A 26,385-nucleotide genomic window follows, 5' to 3' on the forward strand; every position below is an offset into this window, starting at 1 on the left:
TTTTGTAAAGATAGTTTTTGTAATTGGAGCTCCAAGAGTTTGCCGGACTTAGCAAAATCTATTGCGAGTTCGTCGGGTTTGGCTCTCCGCTCGTCCTCTAATTCAGACATACCCTTAAAGATATAAAAATTAAAAAAGAGGCACAGCCGTTTTTCTTTGTAAATTGACGCCGGGCGGTGTACCTGCACATCGGCTACTGCTCGCTATTCAACAGTTCTTCAATTTCATTCATTTTTTCTCCGAAGAGCGACCAGTTCCCATCCTGCATGGCATCGTTTGCTTCTTCCCAAAGCCCGCGGAGTTGGGAAAGTTCTGTGTTCGAAGCGTCGGCCGGTACATTCACCGGAGGAACAGCCGCTGCAGCGGTATCCGATGGGGCGGCGATTCGTTGGGACCGTTTGCCGTGCAGGGCCTCGATAGATTGCCAGAGGGTAGGCTGCATGGCAATTTTTTCGCCGGATGTGGCAATGACCCGCTGAAGTTGCGGGATATCGACGCCTTCGGCAATCAGGAACACGGGCTCCACATAAATAAATGAATCTTCGATGGGGATGATCATCAGGTTGCCGCGAATAACCCTCGACCCGCGCTGGTCCCACAACGCCAGCTGCCTGGATATTTCGGTATCCTGGTCGATGCGGGCTTCGATCTGGGCGGGACCCAGTATCAGGCGATCTTTGGGCAGCTCGAAAACCGAGACCTCTCCATAGTTGGGAAAGTCGGAGTTGGCGGCCATCCAGCCGATCATATTATCTCGGTTATTGGGGGTGAGGGGACTGATCAAGAGATATTGAAGCTCCTCCTGGCCGGGCAGTTTTGTGAGCACATAGTATGGCTCCATTTTAATCGACCGCCCGCCATAGGTTTCGTTGGGACGCGTCCAGAGATCTTCGTTATTGTAGAATACCTGCGGATCGGTCATATGATACTTGTTGTACTTGTCCATTTGGGCTTCGAACATATGAATGGGGTAACGCAGGTGGGAGCGGAGTCCGCCGGGCATTTCATCCAGCGATTGAAACATACCGGGAAAAATATCGCGGTAGACATCCAGCACAGGATCATCTTCGTCAGAGACATAGAAGTTGGTCGTCCCGTTATAGGCATCAACCACCACTTTTACGGAGTTGCGAATATAGTTGTATTCGTTGTTAAAGGGAGCAGAATAGGGATAGTCGGGCGAGGTCGTGTACGCATCCTGTATCCAGTACAACTTTCCTTCATTTAGCACCAGGTAGGGGTCGTCTGCCAGCCTGAGGAAGGGCGCTATGCGCTTCACCCGTTCTTCAATGCGTTTCCAGTAGAGAATTTTGCTGTCCTGGTTAATATAATCGGTCAATAAAATATTGATATCGCCAAACTGCCAGGAAAAGAGCAGTTGTTCGAACAAACTGTTGATGGATACCCCCGTGCTGCCCTGATAATTGGTATAGACGTTTTTGTCCCCCCGCGGGTAATCCAGCTCCCTGATATCCGTATCAACAATTTTGTAGTCGGAGTTATGTTCCCCGAAGTAGAGGGCGGGTTCTTCGACCTGAAGGTCAATTTCGCTTGTGGGGGGGATATCCTTGATAACCATGCGGGGGTCTCCCTGCGACCCTTCCTGGGCAACGGGACTCATAACCATCCCGTAGCCGTGGGTGTATTGAAGCCGGCGGTTCACCCATGTATCCGACTGTTCGGGCATCTCTTCGGACAGCTCCCGGGCTGCCACCATCATCTGCAGGTAGCCTTCATTGGTGTGATAGCGGTCGACATCCACGTTATAAAACTGGTAATAGAGGCGGATTTCCTGCAGCTGCCGGTAGGTCTGGATAAGCAGCCGGGGATCCCACAGGCGGATATTTTCAATCGTTTCTTCGTTTTTATCGATGGTTTCCCATGTCATTTCCTCGGCCGGCTGGGCACTGTAGGGCTGGACCTTCATTTTATCCAGGGCATAGGCCTTCCGGGTCTGCTCTATACTGTTTTCTATATAAGGCGTTTCCAGCTGGAGCTCGCTCGGGTTAACGGTAAAGCTTTGGACAAGGCCGGGCAAGACGTTGAGTCCTATTCCGCCAATGAGCAGCGTTGAAACAGCGGCTGTTAACAACCATTTCAGACGATTTTTATATAGCTGGTAAAATGAAAGCAGTGCGAGAATGAGACAGAGAATGCATACGATCCAGAGCACCGGCAGCTTTACATTGATATCTACGTAGTTGGCACCATAGACCGTCCCGCTGGCGTTGTAGAGCAGATTGTAGCGTTCCAGGTAGTATCCCCAGGAAAGCAACAGGAACCAGAGTCCCAGATTAAGTCCGATCTGTTTTTTGACCTTGTCCGGGAGGCTGATGTTATTTTTTGAGCGGATGGAGATGGCTCCGGAATAGACATACAGAATGATGGTAATGATGGTCACAAAGAAGACCAGGGAGGTCAGGCTGTTCTGTATGAGTTCGATAAACGGCAGCCGGAACATATAAAAACCGATATCATTCCCGAAAATGGGGTCCAGCTGGCCGAATACTTCGTCCCAGTGAAATTTGAGGTAGGTATCCCAGCGCATAAAAAAAGCCAGGGAAAAAAAGAGGCTGAAAACAGCCCCGATCCCTAAAAAAACAGTGCGAATCTTTTTGGTGCTGATCAGGTGGAGGTTTAACTGGGACAGGGGAGAGTTCCCGAAGTTCATGGTCGCGAACCGCTTGGCGAGCGCATTCATATTGGGCAATACATATGCCAAAGCTACGATCAGCGCTCCTATAAATAGCAGGACCTGGGTGGTTCGGATAGTCCAGAACACCTGTTCGTATCCCAGGTCGTCAAGCCAGAGCCATTCCACAATCCAGTCGGAGGATATGCCCAGAATGAGAAGGGCTCCGAAAATGAGGAAAATTATACTGAAAAAGGTTTTTGAAGAACTGAAATTGCGATTCATATATAATGATGATATCAGATATATTTAGGTATTGGCGTTTTGCCAATCGTACATTCGACTATAAGATAGCAAGCTTTTTACAGAATGCAGAATATAAGCATTTTTGATCAGGACTCCTGCCAGTTCCGGTGTTCTTATTCTTTCCGGGCGGCCTGGAAATGTAGTCTGCTTCTGATTTTAAGACTGTAGCGGGATTACGGTTTGTTTGCGTTTTATAAGAGGATTCCCTTTTTGCTTCGGAAGATATGGTAATTTTATTGAGGAGATGGAATCATGGTGATTTAGCTATACTGTTGTCACCTGAGAGCATCTGCTCTGTCGCAACCGGGCGCCTTTATGAATAGCCATATTGGTTTAAAGTACTATTTTTTAACTTTAGTGGTTAAAAATTGATTTTTTAAACTATTATAGTTATATATGGAAAAAATGAAAAAGCATGCAGCGATTGATCGTACTTATAGCGGACATTGAGTCCTCAAAAGAGATTAAAGAGGATCAGCGGGAGGCCTTGCAGGCGTCACTGCAGCAGGAGCTGGACCACTTGAATCAGGCGAAGTATGGGCCGGTTTCTCCCTATACCATCACGCTGGGCGACGAATTCCAGGCGGTATTTGAGGAGGCGGACAGGTTGTTTGTTCACCTCTTCCGGATTTTAGCAAAGCTGCATCCGGTAAGGGTGCGTTTTTCGCTGGGAGTGGGGAGCATTGCTACGCCCCTTAACAGGGAGCAGGCCATAGGCATGGATGGCCCGGCTTTTCACGAGGCCCGGAGAGGAATGGAACAATTGAAGAAGAGCGGATTTTTGTTTCGTCTGCATGTTGAAGAAGAGGATAATACTGCGTTAAAGCTTATCAATAACAGCCTGGAGCTTCTTTCGCATGAGGTACAGACGTGGAATCGAAACCGGCTCTCTATTTTCTATTTGACAAAAGAGGGATACGACTATAAAAAAATTGTCGACCAGCTGGATATTTCACCCCCGGCTTTTTACAAAAATAAGGAAGCGGGGGCACTGGATGTTGTCAGCCAGTTACTGGATAATATATCGGAACTCATAAACCAACAATTAGCGGGATGAATTACGCTATTTTTCTGAGCATACTGAATCTGGTACTATTAGCGCGCCTTCGGCTTATCTTCCGCGACGAGGGGGCAACAGCTAAAGACCTGGCGATCATAGGCATAGTTCCGTTAGTGGTGCTTCCTTTTGTACAGCTAAGCTGGGGATGGGGAATATTGGCCCTCCATCTGGCAAGCTATCCGTTTGTGATGAAACTTGCGGAGCATAGCAGGGATAAGTTGAATCGAAACAGGGCGCTTACGCTCCTGTATCACCTGATTATTACGGGCATTATCTGCAGTCCCCTGTTTGAGGTGAACGGGGGGGTTCTCGCTGAGAAGACGATAGGATTTTTAGGGTGGATGACCCTGCCGGAAGGGGACCTGGCGGTGGATACGGTGACCACTACGCAGGTGGTGTCAGCGGGCATGCTGCTGGTCATCAATGAGATGAATATCGTGCTTCGATATGTCCTGAAAATAATGGGAATTGAGTCGTTGGGTATGCAGGAAGACAAGGTACGCGATGAAGAATACAGCATGGGCCGGCTTATCGGTCTGCTGGAACGGATTTTTATTTTCATTTTTGTGTTACTGAATCAATACAGTGCCATTGGATTTATTCTGGCCGCCAAAGGAGTTACCCGGTTTAATAACTTTAAGGATGACCGGCCCTTTGCTGAATACGTTTTGATCGGGACACTGCTCTCTACGCTCCTGGCTTTGATCATAGGAGGGGGCGTTAAGATCCTGCTCTGACTTGGTATTTTATTTTCTCTGACCCGGTATTTTATTTTTCAGCCCGAATGTTATGACGTTGTCAGGGGGCAGGCGAGTTTGACACTATTAATTTTCCGATAAAAATATGGCTCTGAGCTATATAACTTTTATATTCAAACGCAGTTTTGATCAACATCATAACTTAACTTAACGCAAAAAAAACGACTCATGAATGACATAAGCAGACTGATTGCCAACTCAATACTTGTAGTCCTGTTGATGGGCGTAGCAGCGTGTGGCGGAAATGAAAGCGGGGAACAGGAAGAAGCGCAGCAGAACACAGAGACCAGCGCCGAACCAACGATAACAGCTGCGGCTCCCGAAACGAAGATGAATATTAATACCGCATCGGAAGAAAAGTTCAGAACCATTCCGAATGTAGGAGATAAGATGGTGCACGAATTTGAAGAGTACCGGCCTTATGTCAGTATTGAGCAGTTTCGCAAAGAGATTGGCAAATATGTTGATGAAGACCGGGTGGCTGCTTATGAACAGTATATATTTGTTCCGGTGGACGTGAATAACAGCGATGCCGCTACCCTGCAACAGCTGCCCGGAGTCAATGCTGAGATTGCAAAGGATCTTATTGACGGGCGGCCGTACGACTCCAATAACGCTTTCACTGAAGCCCTTGCCTCGCATGTCAGTGAGGAACAGCTTCAAACGGCTGAAAAGTACCTGAAATCACAATAGGCTGTGACTGTGAGTATTTCATCTGCGGAGCAGCAACTTCGTTCATTTTTGTTCGGAGTTGCCGCTTTTATATTTATTGGGACGGTTGCAGAGCTCTACCTTCTGGAACATTTCGAGGAAACCCGGCAATGGATCCCGATCATTTTATCAGTAGCAGGATCCACCCTGTGTACAGCGGCCTGGTGGAAACCCAATCGCACATTGTATTGGGGGATTCGCTGGTTAATGGGCCTCATCGCCCTGGCAAGTTTGTACGGTATGTACCTCCATTTTATGGGTAACTATGAATTTACCCTGGAGATTAACCCTTCCTTTTCTGCCACAGAGGCGATCTGGCCGGCCATCAAGGGGTCGTACCCGCTTCTTGCTCCGGGCATCCTTTTTTTGGGGGCTATTCTTGCCCTGGCGGCCACCTACAGGCACCCGGTTATGAAAAGACAGGAAATTCCCGGCGACTAATGGAATACCGGAAGGTGTTGGAGATCTGGGGCTATCCCGATTCCGGCTATCGTGAGATTCTTTGCAAAACCCTCCATGTAATAATCTAAGTTGGAGATATCGGATTGTAGAACCCTTCGCAAAACCGCTCTTTTGCCAATGTCGGCGTTATCGGCCGGGTGAAATCCTCATATATGAGGGATATGCTGCGGGGGCACCTTTTCCGGAGCCTTGACCTTGACCAAAATCCCTAATTTTTCAAAGGCTGCCTATACGGAAAAGCGGGATTGTTTTAAGCAAGCGTACATGCATGAAACAACATAATTGTGAAGAGCGCGGGCGCTTCTTATAACAGTTTGCAGGGCTTTTTTCTTTTACCGGGCTCACGTTAAAATATGTTTGTAATATTGGTTTTTGATTGAGTAATTGAGGATAGTCAATCAAATAACTATTAACCTTAGGCGAAGAATGAATTATAAAGGGATTTTGGAGAGTACGATCGGCATCCCGTTTTCGTCAGGCAATGCCATCCGGGTACTGAAAAACGGCAAAGAAATTTTTCCGGCCATGCTGGATGCTATCAGTGGGGCCCGGCACGAAATTGATTTCCTCACTTTTGTATACTGGAAGGGAGACATTGCCGGACGTTTTGCCCGGCTGCTTGGAAAAAAGGCAAAAGAAGGTGTGGGAGTGCGGGTTATTTTGGATTGTTTCGGTGCCGCTTTCATGCCCCGGGAGCTCGTTGAGCATATGGAGAAATGTGGGGTGGAGGTCGAATGGATTCGTCCTGTGAAACGATGGAAGATCTGGAAAAGTGATAATCGCACCCATCGCAAAGTATTGATATGCGACGGTAATATTGCCTTTACCGGCGGTGTGGGGATAGCGGAAGAGTGGGAGGGGGATGCCCGTAATCCCTCCGAGTGGCGAGAAACCCATTTCAGGGTCGAAGGTCCCGCCGTAAGGGGACTGCAATCCGCTTTTCTTGAAAATTGGATTGAGACAGGTCACCAGCTTCACGAGGGACTTCCCTGGCAGGAGGATGACGGAGAGGTCCGGCTCCCCGATGAACAATCGATAAAAGAGATCCCTATCCAGGTAGTGCGAACCTCCGCTTCGGTGCTCTGGAGTGATATTATGATTCTCTACCGTACTCTTGTAGGCATGGCCCAGGAAAGCATACGAATCACAACGGCCTATTTTAATCCCAATGAGGCGATGGTCACGCTGTTATGCGAAGCCGCCGAACGCGGCGTGGAGGTTCACATTATGATACCCGGCGAACATATCGATAAACGGGTGGCTAATATTGCCGGGGGGGACCGGTTCCAACCTTTACTCAAGGCGGGCGTCAACCTGTGGTTTTACCAAAAAACGATGCTTCACGCCAAATCCATTGTGATAGATGACTACGTTTCTTGCATAGGATCGGCGAATTTTAATCACCGTTCGATGTTGAAAGATGATGAAGTCAATATGATAGCTCTTAGCGCAGAACTGGCAGAATTGCTGGTTAATCACTTTCAGGAAGATTTAACCTATTGTGACAAAATTAAGCAAGACCAATGGGAACAGCGAAGCCTGATGCAGCGGGGACTGGAGGTAGTGAGTAAATTTTTTAAACAGCAAATTTAGGGTTATTCTCTGCTGAACAGTCACTTACTAAAAATACCCCTGAAAGGTTTATATCCATAATTACTACATATTTTTGACCCATAAACATTCATAATGAACCCCCTTGGCATGAGCAAAAAACTAACAAAACTATGTATTATCCTCGGCAGTATCGTTGCCGTATCAGGGATGCTTCCGCAACATGAGGCCTTCGCACAGGAGAAGGAAAGCAGAATTGATAGCCTTACTCTCAGCCTATGGCCCGAGGGAGCGCCGGAGGCGCAGGGAGACAGCGATCTCGACACGCCTACGCTTACGGTATATCTGCCGGAAAAAGCAGCTACATCCCAAACAGGAGTAGTGATATTCCCGGGGGGCGGTTATGCTCATTTGGCAATGGATCACGAAGGCCGGCAGGTGGCAGAATGGCTCAATAGTCTGGGGATAGCTGCGTTTGTGGTAAAATACCGGCTGGGTACCCGTTATCATCATCCATCCCAGCTGAAGGATGCCCAGCGGGCGATACGGTTGGTACGGGCCAATGCCGGGCGGTGGAATATCAGCACCAGTCATATTGGGGTGCTTGGTTTTTCGGCAGGGGGACACCTTGCCTCGACGGCGGGTACCCATTTTGAAGGGGATTATGGGAGTACCGGTACTGCAGGCGATCCCCTGGAGGAAATAGAACCCCGTCCCGATTTTATGATCCTGATTTATCCGGTAATTACCATGAAACCGGATTATACGCACCGGGGCTCGCGCAATCACCTGCTGGGAGAGAACCCCGACGAAGAGATGGTGCAGTTTCTCTCCAACGAAAGCCGGGTAACCGAAAATACGCCACCGGCATTCCTGGTGCACGGGTCCAACGACAGGTCTGTACCCGTACAAAACAGCCTGCAATTCTATGAAGCGCTTTTGAAACACGGCGTGCCTGCGGAGATGCACCTGTTTGAAGATGGTCCGCATGGTTTCGGCTTAGCGCCCGAAGATGAGGAGCTTTCGCAGTGGCCTGATCTATGTGAGCGTTGGATGAAGAGCCGGGGATTGTTGTCCGGCAAGCAGTAAAGAAAGTGCCTTCACTGTTGGTCAGCAACATCATTCACTTCGATCCAATAGCCGTCCGGATCCTGAAAATAAATTTGGCGGATCCCGTCAGGCCGGGTATTGAAGGTGTACGGCTTGCCGTAGGCACTGGCGTAGTAGATATCGTTTGCCTCTAAATTTTTCAAAAGGCTGTCCAGGTCGGAGGTTTTCAGTGCCAGGTGGATACGCTGGATCATATGGATCTTCGTGGTGTCTCCTTCAATAAGATGAAGTTCCATATGCGGCCCCATACTGAACCATCGGATGGTTTCTTTTTGAGTTTTATTTTCAATTTCCGGAAGTGAAAGTACCTCTCCGTAAAAAGCGGCACTGCTGTCCAGGTCCTCGACGGTAATGGAGTAGTGGTCGAAGGTGAGGCCGGGATTCTTTATGGCAGCCAGTGATACCATTGTGACAGAGAAGCAGAGAAGAAGTAACAGCATATCGCTAAAAGTTTATTTGGTTTCGTTCGGGTCCACCGAAGTGATCTATATTTATGTCAAAGTATAAATTGTTATCTATTGATATATAACAATTTATACGCTTCATCCATAAAATATATAGATATATAGAGTTGTTTTGTCCCGTTTGATGTAAATGATTCCGAGGCAGCGCCCTTGGGATCATAATACGGCTTTGCTTTGCATATTTTGATCGATTTTTTTCCAACCCCGGGAGCCGGAGAATCAGACTGCCCGTATATTTGGACTATGGGACCATTTTATGGAGTACGGGACGAATGGCTTCATTCCATTTTTCATACCCTTGCTTGTTGAGATGCAGCTGATCGTCAAGGAACAGGCTGTCGTCGGGTTTGCCATCGGCCTTTAATATGGGCGTGGCCAGGTCGACGTAATGCAGTTGTTCATAGCTGCTGTTATAATCTTTAACCAACTGGTTTAGCTTGCTCATTTCTGGCCAGTAATCCCACCGGCTGCTGCTCGGTTTTACCGGGATATATAGAAAATCAACACCGGGCTGATCGTTGAGAATCCGTTCTACCAGTTGCCGGTAATCATGGAATACCTGTTCAACCGGTTTGTCAGCGGCAATGTCGTTGTCGCCCTCATAGAATACAATGAGTGCTGGATCATATTTCCCGATGACGGCTTCATAATAATGTTGAACGTCGGACGTCTGTGACCCGCCGAATCCACGGTTGATAACGGGCAGGTCGGGGAAGGCAGCAGCCGTCTCCCAGAGCCGTATGCTGGAGCTTCCCACAAAAAGAATTGCATCAGAGGGAAAACTGTTTCGCTTGTCCCACGATTCAAATTGTTCTATCTGTTCTTCAAAACGCAGGGGATCCGGATCATCAACCGTATCGTGCTGGGCTGAAGCGGTAAAGCAGCTTACGCAAAGGATAAGTAAAAGTACGAGCAGGGATGGTCTGTGCGGCATTATGTTTGAGTAAAGTTATTGAAATTGCAGCCTAAGTTGTTGGAAATGATATCTGATTTACTGTTCTTTTCCAACTTTTGTTGTGGAACATCCTTTTGTTGCGCTACGCCCGGATTGGAATAGCGGGGCCGGAGTGAAGGCAGCGGATGGTACCAGCGACATTAAAAATGGTGACACCCTGCTTGGATGTCACCATCAAAAAATTCGTAGGTATCCAGAAAGTAATCAGGCGGTTTCCAGCAGTTCCTTGAGCGTTGTGCCGATCTCGGCGGGACTGTCAACCACGGTGACACCAGCATCACGGAGCGCTTTCTTCTTGTCGTCGGCTCCCCCTTGTCCCCCGGAAATAATGGCACCGGCGTGTCCCATACGCCGGCCGGGAGGGGCGGTACTGCCGGCAATAAAGGCGACGACCGGTTTACTGACATTGTCCTCAATATAGGCCGCGGCCTCTTCCTCCGCTGATCCGCCGATTTCACCGATAAGTACAATAGCTTCGGTATCGGGGTCATCCTGAAAAAGCTTGACGGCGTCGGTGTGCGTCGTCCCGATCACCGGATCGCCGCCGATTCCGATCGCGGTACTTTGTCCCATTCCGGCTTTCGTCAGCTGGTCGACGGCTTCATAGGTCAGCGTTCCGGAGCGGGAAATAAGTCCCACTGTGCCCGGCGTAAAAATATTTCCGGGCATAATGCCTATTTTGGCTTCGCCGGGCGTAATAACACCGGGACAGTTGGGCCCGATGAGCGTAGCCCCGTGGCTTTTTACAATTTGTTTGGCGGTGATCATATCCTTGACGGGAATGCCTTCCGTAATGCAGATAATGACCTCTATACCGGCGAAAGCGGCTTCAGAGATCGCATCTCCCGCAAAGGCCGGGGGGACAAATATGACGGAGGTGTTCGCCTGTTCTTTGGACACCGCATCGGCCACCGTATTATACACAGGCAGTTCGAGGTGTTTCTGTCCCCCTTTCCCGGGCGTTACGCCGGCGACCACATTGGTTCCGTATTCTATCATCTGTTCGGTGTGGAAGCCGCCTTCGCTCCCCGTAATTCCCTGTACGACTAAACGAGTATCATTACCAACAAGTACGCTCATGAACTTTTTTTGTTAAGTTAAACGGTTTGAATGAATCGGTCGAAATATACCCACAACATTATGAATTGGCAAAGAGGGACCGAGGATTAATTGATTTCGCTTATTAACCTGCAACCTGCATTTAATGGGTAATCCCCAATTCCACATTTTTAAATCCCAATTTCCAAAATACAGGGTGAAAATCATCGGAATAACTGTTATCATTTCGTTGCTATGGCAATAATGATTCCGGATGAAAAGAAAGAAGAGGTTCGCGGTGCGGCGGACATCGTGGAAGTGGTCGAAGACTACGTAAAGCTGAAACGATCGGGCCGCAGCTGGAAAGGACTGTGTCCCTTTCACGACGAGCGTACGGCGTCCTTTCACGTAACGCCGGACCTGGGTATTTATAAATGTTTCGGATGCGGGGCCTCCGGGGATGTGTTTAATTTTGTGATGGAGATGGAGGGCGTGGGATTCGTCGAGGCCATGCGCTCGCTGGCAGACCGCTACGGTGTGTCGCTGCCGGAAGAGGAAGACGCGGAATTTGACGAAGACCATCACCTCCGCGAAGGCATTTATCACGCGCTGAAATATGCGGGGGTCTTTTTTTATCGTCACCTTATGGAGACCGGAGAAGCACAGAAGGCGCGCGACTATCTCAAAAAAAGGGGCTATAATCGTACCATTATCAAGCGGTACGGACTCGGTTACGCGCCCGGCGGAGGAGACAAACTCTATCGCACCGCACTGGATTCCGGGTTGAACGAGGAGTACCTGCTGGAAGCGGGACTTATTAAGCCGAGTAATCGCGGGGATGGGTTTTATGATGCGTTCCGGGAACGCCTGATGTTTCCCATTTTCAATCCGTCCGGCAAAGTGATTGCTTATGCGGGACGCGTGCTGGGCAATGAGAAGACGGCGAAATATATCAATTCTCCGCAAACCCGGGTATACAATAAGAGCAAGGTGCTCTATGGTATTAACTTTGCCAAAAATGAGATTCGCAAATCGGATGAAGTGATCTTGGTGGAAGGATATACGGATGTCATTTCCCTCCAGCAATACGGCGTTAAAAATGTAGTGGCATCCAGCGGCACCTCGCTAACGCCCGATCAGATGAAGCTCCTGCACCGGTATGGTGAGACCATTACCATGATTTATGACTCTGATTCAGCCGGCCAGCGAGCCATGAAGCGCGGTATCAATATCGCACTGCGGGAGGGGATGGATGTCCGCCTGCTCGAGCTGCCGGAAGGGGAAGACCCGGACTCCTTTGTTCGGCAGTTTGGCAGGGATTCATTCCTGGAGATGAAGCAGGAGGAAGAGGAGGATTTTCTGGCCTACCAGATTCACAAGTCGAGGGACGAAGGACGGTGGGAGCGTCCCGCTGAAAAAAAGAAGGTGGTCAACGAGATCCTGGAAAGCATTGCACACATGCCCGACCCGGTTTCCAGGGAAACCTACGTGCAGCACCTGAACAGCAAAGCCAGGATAGGCGACCGGGCCCTTTTTGACGAGTTGGGCAAAATTCGCAAAGAACTGAAAGAAGAGCGGATCCGGGCCCGGAAACGCCGGCAGCGACGCCAGGAGCGGGAACAACGAGATTCAGCGGCTTCTTCCGAAGCCCCGGCTCCCCATTCGGTTGGTTTTCAAAAGCAGGTGGATGAGGCGGGCTCCAAAAAAACAACAACTCCTCCCCGGAAAAGGCCTAATTTTGAGAAGGAGTTGATTCGCCTGATGCTGATGTACGGACGTGATATGATTGATTATATCGGCTCCTACTGTTCGGGCAAGCATTTTGAGGACGAGCAGCTCCGTGACTTCTACGAGGATATCATTAAACGGTATAAAGCCGAAGAGGAGGTGAGCGTTGAAAAGTATGCAAGCCGCGAACATCCGTATCCGGAACTGGTCGGGGAAATTGTGCTGGAAAAGTATTCCGTGAGTGAACGTCATCACGAAAAGATAGGCGTACAGTATAAAAAAGATAAGAACCCCTATCGTACGGCCAAAGGGGCGCTAAAGGCATTGAAAGTACATTTTATTAACCGGTTGCAAACAGAACTCTATGAGCAATATAATGACGCTGAGGGAGAGGAGCGCAAAAAAGTAATGCGGCTTATGAAAGAAGCCGGGCGACGGCGTACACAGATACAGCAATCGCCGATCGACGAACTTTTTCCGGATCCCGATACCAATGCCGCAAAAAGTGTTTCCGAAAAAATATTCGAATACAAGATGAAGGATCCTGACGAGTGATAAATCGTGAGCCGGGGGGAACCGATTTGGTGTATCGCACCCCGTTCACAGGTTCTTTCTTTTGGTTATTTTTACGGTTTGAAAAGTTCTCAGTTAAATAAACAGCAAATGTAAATTATTAAAAGAGAATGTCAGATTACACTATTGAGTTAAATGTCGCCCGTAAAGCGGCCGATGCCGCTGCCGAAATTATCCGGGAATTCCAGTCGGCCAGCAGCTTTTCAGTCAGCTATAAAGGCAAAAATGATATTGTTACGGATGCGGATTTAAAATCGGAGCAGCAAATTTTGTCCATTATACAGAAGGAGTTCCCGGAAGATCGCATACTGGCCGAAGAGTCGTCCGAAGATATAACGCTTCCCGAAGGGCGAATATGGCTTATTGATCCCATTGACGGGACGACAAATTTTGCTCACGGTTTCCCGGTATACTGCGTCTCCATTGCGTTGTGGGAACACCGTCAGCCTAAAATGGGACTGGTACTGGAGGTTTCGCGCAACGAGCGTTTTTCAGCCCTGGCGGGTAGTGGAGCCTATTTAAACGGAAATCCTATTTCGGTATCCAGGCTGGAGGATTCCCAAAACGCTTTGGTCGGCACCGGATTTCCGTACAATGATCTGAGCCTGGTCGATAATTATCTGAAGTTTTTCCGTATGCTGATACACCAGATCCAGGGAGTGAGACGGGCTGGTGCTGCCGCCTATGATTTGTGTTGTGTGGCTTGCGGGCGGTTTGACGGATTCTATGAATATTCGCTGAATCCCTGGGATGTAGGCGCTGCCTCGCTTATTGTCAGGGAGGCGGGGGGAGAGGTATCCGATTGGGAAGGCGGGGACAACTGGCTGCTTGGCAAGCGAATTGTGGCCGGGAATCCTTCCATCCACCAATTCTTGCTGGAAGAAATTCAAAAGCAGTTTACGGAGGAAGAAGTGCTGGGGGAGAAGTGAAAAAAATATATAGGCGTCTACGAGACAGGCAGTCCACAACGGTTAATAAAATTCGCATGATGTACACCGTATTTATTTTTAAGTAACAGGATTTTAAATAAATACCTGTCACCGGTATTCAAAATAACAGTTTGCAAATTACAGGTAATGAAAAACAACACTAATCCTTGACAAGAGAAGGCTGGGTTCCACAGTAGATTTAACTGAACCCTTAACAGCGACCTTAAGCTACTATCTAAAAGGGTTGGTTTCGAAAAAAGCCTCAAAGGATTGCATGGGCAGGGGACCGTTATAGTATTTGAAGGGTTCCCCGTAGGTGGCGCCGATCAAATGTCCATAGTGCCGGGCACGGGCTTCGATGCCTTTGAAGAATTGAGTATTCGAAATATACGTTTCCGGTTCATCCTCCGACGTTTCTGCATTAAACTGGGTTTCAAAAGCCAGAATAGCTTCTATCTTTGTGTCAAAGGTTTCTGTGATATCAAAAACCATATCCGGTTCAAAAGGTCGATCCTGCATATAGTGAAGGATGTGCGACGGTCTCCAGCGCTCCTGCGGACGATCCTGCTCATCAACGGTTTTAATCTTGGCTAATCCGCTGTAAAAGAGTGCATCCAGCGCCAGCCTGGTACCCTGCCCGTGGTCCGGATGGCGGTCCGACGGTGCGCCCACCAGGCAGATATGGGGCTGGAATTCCCGGATCTTTTGAATGACCCTGAGCTGGTTGTCCCGGTCGTTCCGGATGTCCGTATCCGCAATACCGAGGTTTTTCCGTACCTTCAGTCCCACAATATCCGCTGCGGATGACGCTTCCTTCAGTCGTTCTTCAGGGGTGCCGCGGGTGCCCATTTCGCCCCGCGTGAAGTCAATGACCCCCACCTTCTTGCCCTGTTTGGCCAGTGCTGTGAGCGTGCCTCCGCAGCAGAGCTCGGTATCATCCGGGTGAGCCGCCAACGCTAAAATATCCAGTTTCATAGTTATGATATATATTTAATTGTATATGTTACAGATCATTTCTTTAATTACAGGAACCGGTCGGACTTAGCACAATCTATTGCAAGTCCATCGCCATTGGCCGGATTACGAGTTCTTTTTGTTAATCAGGCCCGCTATTCGACTCAAAAGACCACAAAATGGGACTCAAATCGCCTGACTCTCCCTGCCTCCTCTAAATCCGACAGACTCCCGTGCACGTAAAATGACATCAAATTGATTCAGATGCAACGATTTGCCCCGGTTTCCGTAAAACAACTTTTAGATCTGCAATAAATTCAAAGCATTTTGATAACGCGATTGCTAACCAGTACATGGGAAGGATTTAAGATTTCGCTGCGTGCGCTGTGGATCAATAAGACGCGCTCTATCCTTACCACCCTGTGCATTATTATCGGTATTGTCATGGTAACGCTCATGAATGCGGTGAGCAACGGCATGGATGCCGAGTTTGACAAGAGTATGGCGATGATGGGACAAAATGTGGTGTATGTGGAAAAGCAGCCGTGGGGCGGGGGACCCAATTACGAGTGGTGGAAGTACCGCAACCGACGGGAAATGAAGCTCCGTTATGTAGACCGGCTCCGGGAGTCGAGTCGACTGGCCTCGGATATTTCAGCCGTGGCCGCCCGAAGTACCACGCTCCGCTACGACGATAAAAGTTCTGATGATGTTTTTATGGCGGGCGCCACAGAAAAATATTTTGAAACCGCGGGACTGGATATCGCCACTGGACGGGTTTTTACCGCAGAAGAAGTACGCAGGGGAGTAAAAGTGGTCGTACTGGGAGCAACCCTGGTTGAAACATTTTTCGAACAGGAGGACCCGATCGGCAAGGATATCCGGGTGGGGGGACAGAGATTCCGGGTTATCGGGGTATTGGAGAAACAGGGCAAGTTCCTTGGACTCTCGGATATGGATCGGCGGGCCATCACTCCCATCACCGCCTATGGACAGATATTTACCCTGCGCAGCGGTATCCAGATTGCGGTGAAATTTCCGGACGAGATAAGTGCCGGGGAGGGAGAATATGAAATAGAAGGCATCATGCGGCGGATTCGCCAGCTGGAAGCCACCGAGCAAAATGATTTTTCCATTAACAAGCCGGAGGCGTTCCGGCAGCAGCTCGAATCCTTTAAGGCAGGACTCTACATGGTCGGCGGGGGACTGACTTTTCTCTCGCTGATCATCGGGGGCATCGGGGTAATGAATATTATGTTTGTGTCTGTCCGGGAGCGAACCAAGGAAATAGGTATCCGGAAGGCCGTGGGGGCCCGGTCCTGGGAAATTCTCTATCAATTCCTGATTGAAGCCATTCTGATGTGTCTGATGGGCGGCCTCGCCGGCTTAGGGTTAGCCTACCCGCTGAGCCTGCTGTTGAATCAGATTTTTATTGCTTCGATCGACCTCAGCGTTGTCTTCGGTGCCTTCCTGCTGTGCTCCCTGGTAGGTCTGGTATTTGGATTTATTCCGGCCTATAAAGCTGCTCATTCCGATCCCATAGAATCTCTCAGATACGAATAATATGCATATTAAGGAAACATTCATGCAGGCTTTCGATTCGCTATGGGCGAATAAATTGCGTTCTTCCTTAACGCTCCTGGCCCTTGTGGTAGGGGTCTTCTCAGTGATCGTATCCACTACAGCCGTGGCGGTACTGGACAACTTTTTTACGAATACGATGAGCGTGATGGGGGGCGATGTGATCAATGTGTCACGCAATCCATCGATACAGATCGGCGACGGGGGACGCAGTGATCGCAACCGGAAGGATATTTCATTTGCTACCATGGAAGAGCTGCAGGAGCGGCTTCGGCTGGCCGGGGATGTGAGTCCCGATGAGATGTTCGACCGGACAAAAGTTAGCTATGGTGATAAGGAGACCGATCCTACGGTTCAGGTCCGGGGGAGTAATGAGCACTATTTAAACAATAATGCGTATGAGTTACGGGACGGGAGGAATTTTATCCCGGAAGATATTCAATACGCCCGGAAGTATGCAATCATCGGTAGCGAAGTGCAGGCGGAACTTTTTGGAAATGAATACCCGATGGGTAAAGAGATCCGGATAAAGGGACAGCGGTATCGTATAATAGGACTGTTGGAGCAGAAAGGAAGCATCTTCGGACAGTCATTGGATGAATTTGTGCTCATTCCCTATACCACGGCGCTGATGGTATATGGAGGCAACCGGAATATTGATATACAAGTCAAAGCCCCCAAAATGGAACTGATTCAAGCTGCAATGGATGAGGTTACCGGCATTCTGCGGGTCATTCGGAATGTGGCGCCGGGAACGGAGAATGATTTTGAAATTGAAACAAACGATTCGCTTGCGGGTACGTTCGATCAGTTTACGTTCATCCTCTATGCGGTAGGTTTTGTGATCGGCGGAATCACCCTCTTCGGGGCCGGTATCGGGGTAATGAACATTATGCTGGTATCGGTAACCGAGCGTACAAGAGAGATCGGCATTCGAAAAGCAGTGGGAGCCACGCGAAAAGCGATTGTATCACAATTCCTGGCCGAGGCAATTTTTATTTGTCAGCTGGGCGGATTTATCGGTATTGCGCTGGGTATCCTGGCCGGCAACGGAATGGCTCTATGGATTGAAACAGATCCTGTCATTCCCGTCTGGGCGGTTCTGATGGGATTTTTCGGAATGTTTGTTATCGGTATGCTCTTTGGGGTATATCCTGCCTATAAAGCTGCACAGCTGGATCCCATCGACAGCCTGAGATATGAGTGAAAGCATTTAATAATACATCACTTTACTAAGAATTTCATTAAATTAAGGGTAGAAGAGCAAAGAAGAACCCGGAACCTAAATCTTGATTGTTATGAATGAAGAGATCCTCGAAAATCTAAACCGGCGTCTGGATGACGCCCTTGATCACGGGCGGCGCCTGGTAGAAAATGACGAGTTGCCCAAACAGGCGGAAGAACTTAAAAATCGAACAGAAACACTTATTCGCAAACATCCTATAAAAAGCGTGGCGGCAGGACTGTTTGCCGGCTATGTGTTAGGAAAAATATTAAGTTCCGGCGACTAATCATGAAATCAAACAAAACCACAGATCCGGTGGGACAGAGGCTTCGCAGTATCACGGCAGATCTCAAGCGGTATGCTGAAAAACGTATTGAGCTGGTCATGCTGGGTTTGGGAGAATCTTTTTCCAACTGGATAGCCATATCCGTCCAGCGTACGGCAGGAGCTGTTTTAATGCTTGTCGGCGTCTGTTTTTTATTTGTTGCTTTGGCCATCTACCTGGATGATTTGCTGAACACCCCGGGCCTGGGTTTTGCGATTGTTTCCGTTCCGCTATTTATTCTGGGTACATTATTTGTTTATTTAAAACCTGATCGATTATTTGAAGGGCTGCAGGAACTCTTTGAAAATGAAGTCATAGAGGCGATTGAACAGAATGGCAAAGATCAACCCGCGCAAATCGAGGCTCCTGAAACTGAACAATCACTGAATAAGGACGCATAAAATATTATGGCAAAGGATAAAAAAGATAAACTGGAACAGAAGAAGAAAGAACTGGAGGCAGAACTCACCCATATCCAGGATGAACTGGATGATTCGATCGATCGCGTTCGTAGCGAGGTATCGGATAAGCTGGATCCCAAGTCTTTTATCCGGGATCACCCGCTGCCGGTGGTGGGGGGAGCGGTGCTACTTGGTTTTTTGTTGGGACATAATGACCGCCATTCGCCCGGCTCATCTACCTCTTCCGCTTCGGATGGTAAGTTTACCAGTACGCTGGTGTATGAGTTAAAACGCCTGGCAACCAAGAAAGCGCTTTCCTATGTAACTGACTTTATGGAACAGAAAATTGATGAAAAAGCGGGCCGGCATTTCGGAAGCTCCAACGGTACCACAGAAGAACAGCAGTAGGGTTTGCCCAGTCTGAAAGGCTCCTTAGAGCGAGAAATAAAAAAATTCGATGAGAGCATTAATAATACGAGTTGAAGTTGGGGACAAGGCCCAGGGTCAAGGGGCACAGAAAGAAATAAAGATTTGGAATACTGGTTGACTGGAGGGCTTTGAAAACGAGGAATTCTATTCAAGGTCAGCGGAAAGTTGTAATCGTATCGGTCTGCCGGCGATTTCTCACGATAATGGTTTTTATTAGTTAATGAAAAAGCCCACCTTTTCTATTAAGCGGTCAAGATATTTTTGATTTTTTTACATAAAAAGATCTTTTCGCAGTGTAACTATTTTTATAATAGTTCGTGTAATTACAAGGAATAAAAACCAATTAATTTGCTATGAATATGCGTAAAGGGATTCTCTTACTCCTCATCGGCTTTAGCCTGTCGACTGCTTTGCAAGCTCAAAATACTCAAGATATCAGGAATATTTCCCTCGAGGATGCCATCGATATCGCTCTGGAAAACAACAGCCAGTTAAAAATAGCAGAGAACGATGTTGAACTTGCCGAAAACCAGATGCGCAGTGAAAAAGCTGATTATATTCCATCCCTGAACGCAACTTTATCAGGTAACAGAAGTATCGGCCGCAGTTTTAACCAGGATGTAGGCGAAATCGTTACGGAGACCACAAATTCCTTTTTCAGCAGAGCAAATGCCGATCTCCCGATTTTCAGCGGCTTTGAGAATTTACATTCACTCAGGAGCAGCAGGTACGACAAACAATCTATGGAAGAGAATCTCCAGCGCGTGCGTGAAAATGTCATTTTTAATACCGCCAGCAACTATCTGCAGTATATCTTGGATCAGCATTTTTTGGAAATTGATCGGGAGAATCTGGAGGCTTCCCGGCAAACACTACAGCAGGTACGTGCGCAGGTGGAGGTGGGATCACGTCCCCGGGTAGATCTCTACAACCAGGAAGCTACAGTGGCCAATAACGAGCTGTCAGTTGTCAATTCGGAAAATGCCGTACAGTCCAGCCGCCTGCAGTTAATCCAGACGCTCCAGATCGATCCCCGAAAAGACTATGAGTTTTCCACCCCGGAAATTAACGAACAGACGGTAGCAGCAGCCGATTATAATCTCGATCAGCTGGTAGACACGGCGCTCGAAAATCGGTCTGACCTGCAAAGGGAAGAACTGAATATTTTGTCGCTGGAACATCAGATGAAAGCGACACGTGGGAGCCTGTACCCGTCACTGAGCTTAAGTGCAAGCCTTCAGAGCCGGTACTCCGATGGAATTCAGCTCGATTTTCAGGACCAGTTTTTTGACCAGAATATCAACCGCTCTGTGGGACTATCCCTTAATATACCTATTTTCGGCAACCTGGACAGAAGAACCAATGTGCAGGCGCAGCAGATTAATTATAAAAATGCGCGCCTGGCTTTGCAGGAAACGCAGCTGCAGGTTGTACAAGAGGTAAACCAGGCCTATAACGACTATACCTCATATATTAAACAACTCGAATCATCGGAGAAAGCCCTCCAGGCTGCCGAGCGATCCTATTTGACTCAAAAAGAACGGTACGAAGTCGGCGCCGGTACGCTCATTGAATTAAGTGACGCCAATGCGCAGTATGTGGAGGCCCAGGCAAGCAGGGCACAGGCGCTGTTTCGCGTGATCTTTCAGCAAAAACTGCTTGATTATTACATAGGAAGGTTAGATGAAAATGTATCGTTTGGGTTATAAACCATGAGGTGACACTATGACTCGCAAAACGAAATCGCCCACTCGAAGACTGCTTTATATCAGTGCAGCCTTCATCACAGTGCTCATACTGGGTGGTTTTACAGCCCGTTATATGGGCTGGCTTGGCGGAGGGGAGGAGGCTTTCGAGGTTGAAACCGCGGAAGCCGCCCAAAGGAATATCACCCAGATTGTATCTGCTTCCGGTAAAATACAACCGGAGGTAGAAGTGGTGATGCGCCCGGAGGTATCCGGGGAAATTATTGAGCTGCCGGTCAAGGAAGGCGATTATGTAGCAAAAGGCGATCTGCTGGTTCGTATTAAACCGGATATTTACCAGGCCCGTATCGATGAAATAAATGCCTCTCTTTTGACCCAGAAAGCACGACGGGAGCAGGCAAGGGCCAGCCTGTTGGAGGCGGAGTCGGTGTATAAACAAAATAAGCAGCTGTTTGAGCGAGAGGCTATTTCGGAGACCGAATTTATTCAGTCACAATCAAACTATGAATCTCAACAGGCCAATTTCCAGGCAGCTAAGTACCAGGTACAAAGCATCCAGGCCCAGCTGGAACAGGCCGAAGAAGAGTTGCAAAAGACGATCATACGATCGCCACGGGAGGGAACAGTCAGTAAACTTGCGGTCGAAGTGGGGGAGCGCGTACTGGGGAATACGCAGTCGATCGGGACCGAAATGCTGCGCATTGCCATGATGGATCAGCTGGAAGTTCAGGTAGAGGTTAATGAAAATGATATTGTAAATGTAGCAGTTGATGACACGGCCAATATTATGGTCGACGCCTACCCGGACCGGACGTTCGAAGGCGTCGTGACGGAAATCGCCAACTCTGCAGAGGTCACCGCCGAGGGAACCAGCGAAGAGGTTACGAATTATGAAGTTAAAATAAGGATTACCACCCCACATAACCTCGAAATGGCCGGGAACGAGAGCATGGTGCAAATAACATCGGAAGAAGAAATGTCCGGGGATCATTTTACGCCTACCTTCAAGCCGGGGATGTCTGCCACCGTGGACGTTGAGACAGAAACAGCGCATGATGTGGTGGCTGTACCGATACAGGCGGTAACCGTCCGTGACTTTGCGGAGGAAGGAGAGGGACCTGCTGGCTCGCTGAAAGCAGATACTTCTTCCAGCGAACAGAGAACGATTATCCCCGATGAGGATTTGCGGAAAGTAGTCTTTGTCGTGGAAGGGGGGAAAGCCTACCGGCGTCGGGTGAAAACCGGCATCAGCGATAATACGCATATCCAGATTGTGTCGGGTATTGACGAGGAGGAGGATATCGTGATCGGCAGCTATCGGATTCTGTCCAGGGATCTGTCTGACGGGGACAATATCAACATAAATAATCGTAAATTTACCAGCAGGTAAGAATATCATGGCAGAACCACTTATTAAAATTCGGGACCTGATGAAGATTTATCAGATGGGAAACCAGGAAGTCAGGGCGCTCGACGGGGTATCTTTCGACGTCCAGGAAAATGAATATATTGCCATAATGGGTCCCTCGGGCTCCGGCAAATCAACGATGATGAACCTTATCGGCTGCCTCGATACGCCGACGCACGGAACGTATATATTAAACAACCAGGACGTGAGTGAACTGGAAGACGCTGAGCTTGCGGAAGTTCGCAACCGGGAGATCGGTTTTGTCTTCCAGACCTTTAACCTGTTACCCCGGACCGATTGCCTGTCAAACGTTGAGCTGCCTCTTATCTATTCCGGCATTAAAACAGCCGAACGCCACAAGCGGGCTGCTAAAACACTTGAACGGGTGGGACTCGGTGATCGTATGGACCATAAACCAAACGAGCTTTCCGGGGGACAGCGTCAGCGTGTTGCTATCGCCCGCGCGCTGGTGAACAATCCGTCTATCCTGCTGGCGGATGAACCGACCGGAAACCTGGACACCCAGACAGGGAAAGAAATCATGATGCTTTTTGAAGAACTCTACCGGATGGGCAATACCATTCTGTTGGTCACACACGAAGATGAGATTGCCGACCATGCCCGCCGGACTATACGCCTGCGCGACGGGAGGATAGAAAGTGATACGAAAGTAGAGAACCCGGCGCTTGAGCATCTGGATATTTCGATACCGGCCGCGGGCTAAATACGAGTCATGATCCGATTTTCCGAACTCTGATTCGGGATCAGTGAATATTTATTGGGGGTAAAAGGTTAGGTGTTTTTCATAGAATGAGCGTTAGGGTCGTTTATCCGGGAGGGAGATATTCAGGAAATGTCAAGCTCTATACGGGGCGTACCGTTTCTGAAATACAGCTCCAGCGGATGATCATAAACGCTGCTTAGTTTGTCTGAAGTGAGAACCTCCTTCTTCGGACCGGAAAAAGCAGCGCGTCCCTCTTTTAGCAAAATTACATTGGTAACTTCCGGGAAGACTTCCTCAAGGTGATGAGTAACGATGAGCACGGTCGTACCCTGCCGGGCAATATTGCGAATATGTTGCAGGCACCTTTCCCGTGCTACAAGATCAAGTGCTGTGGTGGGCTCATCCAGAACCAGCACTTCCGGTGAAGTAACCAGTGCCCGTGCGATGAGCACACGCCGCGCCTCGCCGGCGGACATCCGGTTGAACCTGCGGTCTTTCAGATGAGCCGCATCGATAGAGGCAAGGGTGCGGGACGCTTTATGTTTCATTGCATCGGTGATGCGATGATGTCCGAAGAGTTGCATACTCGAAAAGAAGCCGGTGAGCACCACTTCGCTGCCACTGAGCCGGCCGTGGTTCAGGTTATGCCTGATTTCGCTTTCCAGGTCGGAGGAGATGATACCGATACGTTTTCGCAGCTCGCTGACTATCCAGCGGTCTTTTCCAAAAACGCGGATAGGAGGCGTATCGCCTTCGGGAGCCAGCGGGTGCAACTGATGGGTCAGCAGCTGAATAAAGGTGGACTTGCCCGAGCCGTTGGGCCCCACTATAGCCGTATGCTCGCGCGGGTTGATAGTCATCGAAAATTGATCCATGACTTTTGTATCGTTGCGATAGGCCGTAACATCGTGAAACTGCAATACAGGGGGTTGCTGGTCCCGGTTATCCATATAATCAGTAACTATACTTATCTTTCGCTGGTTTGTTCATTTCCACTGTTTTAGGAGACAGTGGTTGTGGATTATAAAGGGTCTATTAAAAAAATCATCACATTCTAATTGCCGATTCTGCTGTTTATCATTTGCAGCAGCCGACGGAATCGATCATTATTGGGCTGCAGTTCCGTTAGCTTTTTTGCATGCGGACGGGCATCACGGTATTGCTCCTGCTGTATGTAAAGGGTACTGATGCCGTAATGATAATCCGGATTCTCCGGGTCCAGCGCTATCGCTTGCCGGTAAGCCTCTTCAGCCTGCTGTGGCCGCCCGAGTTGTTGCAGGCTGATGGCCCAGTTATAGCGTGTGCGAGCATTTTGCGGCATCAGTTCGGCTGCTTTTTTGAAATGGGGGACCGCTTCCGCAAGCTGCTTTTCCTCTGCCAACAGCAGGGCTAAAGAATAATAGACCGGACCATAATCCGGTTCCTGTTCGATTACTTTTTTCAAGAGCTTCTCAGCCTCTGCATTGTTCCCCCTGCGATTGTACAAGTACGCCAGGTTGATGCGGGCAGGATTGAAATAGGGATCCTTTTCCAGGGCTTTCCGGTAAGCCGCTATGGCCCGATCCGGCTGACCCTGTTTCTCGAAAAACTGTCCGCGGTTCATCTGTCCCTGTGGAAAATACTGGCTGACTTCGAGATATCGTTTATACTCTTCAAGGGCATCGTTGAAATGCTGCTTCATATTAAAGGATATATCTGCTGCTGAGAATTCAGCCAATCCTTCGGCTGCAGCGATCCGTACCGCTCGGAGGGAGTCGTCCAGAGCTTCCTGTAGCGCCGGATTTTTCAGGTTTTCCGGAAAAGATGCCAGCGCTCGCGCCGTACTGTTCCGTACGAGGGGGCTCTCGTCTTTCAGCGATCCTTCCAACAGCTCCAGGCTTTGACGGCTGGGAAACTGTCCGGCATACCAGACAGCGGTCGCACGAGCGATATCGGGCTGCAAAGTGTCGGCGATGAGCTCTTTTAGAGCCGGCAGAGCGTCCGCTCCCGTTTCATTGGCCTTTAGCAGTATTTCAGAGAAGTGATCCGGCCGCTCCGGACCGTACCACTCTTCTATAGCACGGGCAGCCCATTCCGGAGAGCGCTGGTCGTGACAATCATTACAGGCATTGGGGGTATCAAATTCGGCACTCAAATCCGGCCGGGGCACGCGGAAGCTGTGATCACGACGGAAATCCACTTCCATATAATAGCGTCCGGTCATGTGACAATTGATACACTGTGAGGCTTCGGTGTTTACCCGGTGTTTATAATGCTCAACCGTATTATAACGGGGCTCGTGACACTGCATGCAGAGCGTGTTGTCAGTGACATTCGCTTTCAGTTCCAGGCTGTGGGGATCATGGCAGTCGTTGCATTTTACGCCTTCTCCAAACATTTTACTTTGCAGGAAGGAACCGTACACATAGACCTCCTCTTTAATCTGTCCGTCTGCAAAGTATGATTCGGGATGGGGAAGGGTAGGATTATAATGGTCAAGAAAATTCCCCGTATGCGCATAATCATCGGTCATATCTTCCCTCAGGGCATGACACTGGGCACACTGGTCTATCTGCTCAGTCTGAGGCGTATTTTGGGTAAGCTCCAGGTCTTCACGGATGCGTTCTATGGTTGCCCCTTCCACCTCTTCAGACTGCACGAAATCCACGTGTTTTTTGCCGGGACCGTGGCAGGATTCGCAGCTCACATTGATGCTGGACCAGGTCGTATGAAAAGAATCCGCCTCGGCGATATAGTTTTGCTGCAGGTTGGTAGAGTGACAGTCGGCGCACATCGTATTCCAGTTCATAGCTCCGCCCGTCCAGTGCAGCCAATCGCCGTGTTGAATCTCTTCCTCCGGATTCATGGCAAACCACTCCTCTTTTTCCGTATCCCAGGCAATATTCAGGGCCTGTAGTTTCCCTTTGCCAAAATCAAGCAAATACTGCTGGAGGGGAGCCCATCCAAAGGTGTGTGTGACCTGATAGTGGACGGATCCCCCATCCGGTCCCGGGGCCTCAACCATAAACAGCGAATCTTCTCTGAAGAAACGATACGTTTCTTCCTGATGGGTAAAGGTCGTATTATCAAAATCACCCCGCACGGTTCGCTCCGAGGCCTCCTTCATGGCATAATCGTGATGCGATCCTTCCCAGGAAGCCATTTGGCTGCTGTGACAGGAGGCGCATGATTCATCCCCCACAAATTGACGATCGATCGTATGTTCTTTTGAGGAGGTATCGGGGGACTGATGGTCCGATTGGGTGCAGCTGAATATGATACCGGTTCCCAGAGAAATACCAATGATGAATAACAAAAGCAGGCTTCGGTTCATTGCTTGACAAGTAGGCTGGATAGTTGTTTCTCAAACGCAGGG

23 protein-coding genes are annotated in these 26,385 nt (G+C 49.0%); 16 read left to right on the plus strand and 7 right to left on the minus strand.

The window, feature by feature from the left end; translation table 11 throughout:
* Positions 1 to 193: 193 nt before the first annotated feature.
* Positions 194 to 2,917, minus strand: a complete 2,724-nt coding sequence (locus BUB16_RS09880; RefSeq protein WP_073063113.1) for a UPF0182 family membrane protein — start codon at positions 2,915 to 2,917, stop codon at positions 194 to 196.
* Between the two features lie 436 nt (positions 2,918 to 3,353).
* Here BUB16_RS09880 and BUB16_RS09885 point away from each other — a divergent pair, with 436 nt between their 5' ends.
* From BUB16_RS09885 to BUB16_RS09910, 6 genes are all read left to right on the plus strand, one after another.
* Complete coding sequence (locus BUB16_RS09885) at positions 3,354 to 3,995, plus strand: SatD family protein (RefSeq protein ID WP_073063116.1); 642 nt, start codon at positions 3,354 to 3,356, stop codon at positions 3,993 to 3,995.
* Complete coding sequence (locus tag BUB16_RS09890) at positions 3,992 to 4,735, plus strand: hypothetical protein (RefSeq protein WP_073063118.1); 744 nt, start codon at positions 3,992 to 3,994, stop codon at positions 4,733 to 4,735. The genes BUB16_RS09885 and BUB16_RS09890 overlap by 4 nt, the downstream gene beginning before the upstream one ends.
* A gap of 189 nt (positions 4,736 to 4,924) precedes the next feature.
* Positions 4,925 to 5,449, plus strand: a complete 525-nt coding sequence (locus BUB16_RS09895; RefSeq protein WP_073063120.1) for a helix-hairpin-helix domain-containing protein — start codon at positions 4,925 to 4,927, stop codon at positions 5,447 to 5,449.
* A gap of 9 nt (positions 5,450 to 5,458) precedes the next feature.
* On the plus strand, positions 5,459 to 5,908 hold the full coding sequence (locus BUB16_RS09900) for a hypothetical protein (protein ID WP_139240259.1): 450 nt from the start codon (positions 5,459 to 5,461) through the stop codon (positions 5,906 to 5,908).
* Positions 5,909 to 6,355: 447 nt separating this feature from the next.
* Complete coding sequence (locus BUB16_RS09905) at positions 6,356 to 7,522, plus strand: phospholipase D-like domain-containing protein (protein ID WP_073063127.1); 1,167 nt, start codon at positions 6,356 to 6,358, stop codon at positions 7,520 to 7,522.
* 108 nt (positions 7,523 to 7,630) lie between these two features.
* Entirely contained in the window at positions 7,631 to 8,569 is a 939-nt protein-coding gene (locus BUB16_RS09910) for an alpha/beta hydrolase (RefSeq protein ID WP_073063441.1), read from the plus strand.
* 11 nt (positions 8,570 to 8,580) lie between these two features.
* On the opposite strand, the gene BUB16_RS09915 is transcribed toward BUB16_RS09910, so the two are convergent.
* The 3 genes from BUB16_RS09915 to sucD all read right to left on the minus strand — a co-directional run bounded on the left by BUB16_RS09915 (position 8,581) and on the right by sucD (position 11,089).
* On the minus strand, positions 8,581 to 9,030 hold the full coding sequence (locus BUB16_RS09915; RefSeq protein ID WP_084088177.1) for a VOC family protein: 450 nt from the start codon (positions 9,028 to 9,030) through the stop codon (positions 8,581 to 8,583).
* A gap of 265 nt (positions 9,031 to 9,295) precedes the next feature.
* Positions 9,296 to 9,988, minus strand: a complete 693-nt coding sequence (locus tag BUB16_RS09920; RefSeq protein ID WP_073063130.1) for a GDSL-type esterase/lipase family protein — start codon at positions 9,986 to 9,988, stop codon at positions 9,296 to 9,298.
* A 225-nt stretch (positions 9,989 to 10,213) separates the two neighbouring features.
* Entirely contained in the window at positions 10,214 to 11,089 is an 876-nt protein-coding gene (gene sucD / locus BUB16_RS09925; protein ID WP_073063133.1) for a succinate--CoA ligase subunit alpha, read from the minus strand.
* Between the two features lie 213 nt (positions 11,090 to 11,302).
* Between sucD and dnaG the strand changes: the two genes are divergently transcribed.
* Positions 11,303 to 13,330, plus strand: a complete 2,028-nt coding sequence (dnaG, locus tag BUB16_RS09930; protein WP_244545673.1) for a DNA primase — start codon at positions 11,303 to 11,305, stop codon at positions 13,328 to 13,330.
* 128 nt (positions 13,331 to 13,458) lie between these two features.
* Positions 13,459 to 14,277, plus strand: coding sequence for an inositol monophosphatase family protein (locus tag BUB16_RS09935; RefSeq protein ID WP_073063138.1), 819 nt, complete (start codon positions 13,459 to 13,461; stop codon positions 14,275 to 14,277).
* Positions 14,278 to 14,508: 231 nt separating this feature from the next.
* Here the strand turns inward: BUB16_RS09935 and bshB1 are convergent, their stop codons facing one another.
* Complete coding sequence (bshB1, locus tag BUB16_RS09940) at positions 14,509 to 15,252, minus strand: bacillithiol biosynthesis deacetylase BshB1 (RefSeq protein ID WP_073063141.1); 744 nt, start codon at positions 15,250 to 15,252, stop codon at positions 14,509 to 14,511.
* Positions 15,253 to 15,558: 306 nt separating this feature from the next.
* Between bshB1 and BUB16_RS09945 the strand changes: the two genes are divergently transcribed.
* The 8 genes from BUB16_RS09945 to BUB16_RS09980 all read left to right on the plus strand — a co-directional run bounded on the left by BUB16_RS09945 (position 15,559) and on the right by BUB16_RS09980 (position 23,030).
* Positions 15,559 to 16,794, plus strand: a complete 1,236-nt coding sequence (locus tag BUB16_RS09945) for an ABC transporter permease (RefSeq protein ID WP_139240260.1) — start codon at positions 15,559 to 15,561, stop codon at positions 16,792 to 16,794.
* A gap of 1 nt (position 16,795) precedes the next feature.
* On the plus strand, positions 16,796 to 18,019 hold the full coding sequence (locus tag BUB16_RS09950) for an ABC transporter permease (protein WP_073063144.1): 1,224 nt from the start codon (positions 16,796 to 16,798) through the stop codon (positions 18,017 to 18,019).
* 91 nt (positions 18,020 to 18,110) lie between these two features.
* A complete protein-coding gene (locus BUB16_RS09955) occupies positions 18,111 to 18,323 on the plus strand; it encodes a hypothetical protein (protein ID WP_073063147.1) in 213 nt (70 codons plus the stop codon).
* Positions 18,324 to 18,325: 2 nt separating this feature from the next.
* Positions 18,326 to 18,763 carry a phage holin family protein gene (locus BUB16_RS09960; RefSeq protein ID WP_073063149.1) on the plus strand — a complete coding sequence of 146 codons (438 nt, stop codon included), beginning with the start codon at positions 18,326 to 18,328 and terminating at the stop codon, positions 18,761 to 18,763.
* Positions 18,764 to 18,769: 6 nt separating this feature from the next.
* Entirely contained in the window at positions 18,770 to 19,171 is a 402-nt protein-coding gene (locus BUB16_RS09965; protein ID WP_073063151.1) for a hypothetical protein, read from the plus strand.
* A 374-nt stretch (positions 19,172 to 19,545) separates the two neighbouring features.
* A complete protein-coding gene (locus BUB16_RS09970; RefSeq protein ID WP_244545674.1) occupies positions 19,546 to 20,901 on the plus strand; it encodes a TolC family protein in 1,356 nt (451 codons plus the stop codon).
* Between the two features lie 16 nt (positions 20,902 to 20,917).
* Entirely contained in the window at positions 20,918 to 22,288 is a 1,371-nt protein-coding gene (locus BUB16_RS09975; RefSeq protein ID WP_073063152.1) for an efflux RND transporter periplasmic adaptor subunit, read from the plus strand.
* A 7-nt stretch (positions 22,289 to 22,295) separates the two neighbouring features.
* Complete coding sequence (locus tag BUB16_RS09980; protein ID WP_073063154.1) at positions 22,296 to 23,030, plus strand: ABC transporter ATP-binding protein; 735 nt, start codon at positions 22,296 to 22,298, stop codon at positions 23,028 to 23,030.
* Positions 23,031 to 23,152: 122 nt separating this feature from the next.
* On the opposite strand, the gene BUB16_RS09985 is transcribed toward BUB16_RS09980, so the two are convergent.
* Both BUB16_RS09985 and BUB16_RS09990 read right to left on the minus strand, forming a co-directional pair.
* Positions 23,153 to 23,980, minus strand: a complete 828-nt coding sequence (locus tag BUB16_RS09985; protein ID WP_084088178.1) for an ABC transporter ATP-binding protein — start codon at positions 23,978 to 23,980, stop codon at positions 23,153 to 23,155.
* A 104-nt stretch (positions 23,981 to 24,084) separates the two neighbouring features.
* Positions 24,085 to 26,325 (minus strand): tetratricopeptide repeat protein, encoded by a 2,241-nt coding sequence (locus BUB16_RS09990; RefSeq protein ID WP_170864353.1) that lies wholly within the window; start codon positions 26,323 to 26,325, stop codon positions 24,085 to 24,087.
* Positions 26,326 to 26,385 lie beyond the last annotated feature (60 nt).

Source organism: Fodinibius roseus (genome assembly GCF_900129315.1).
Taxonomy (GTDB): domain Bacteria; phylum Bacteroidota; class Rhodothermia; order Balneolales; family Balneolaceae; genus Fodinibius; species Fodinibius roseus.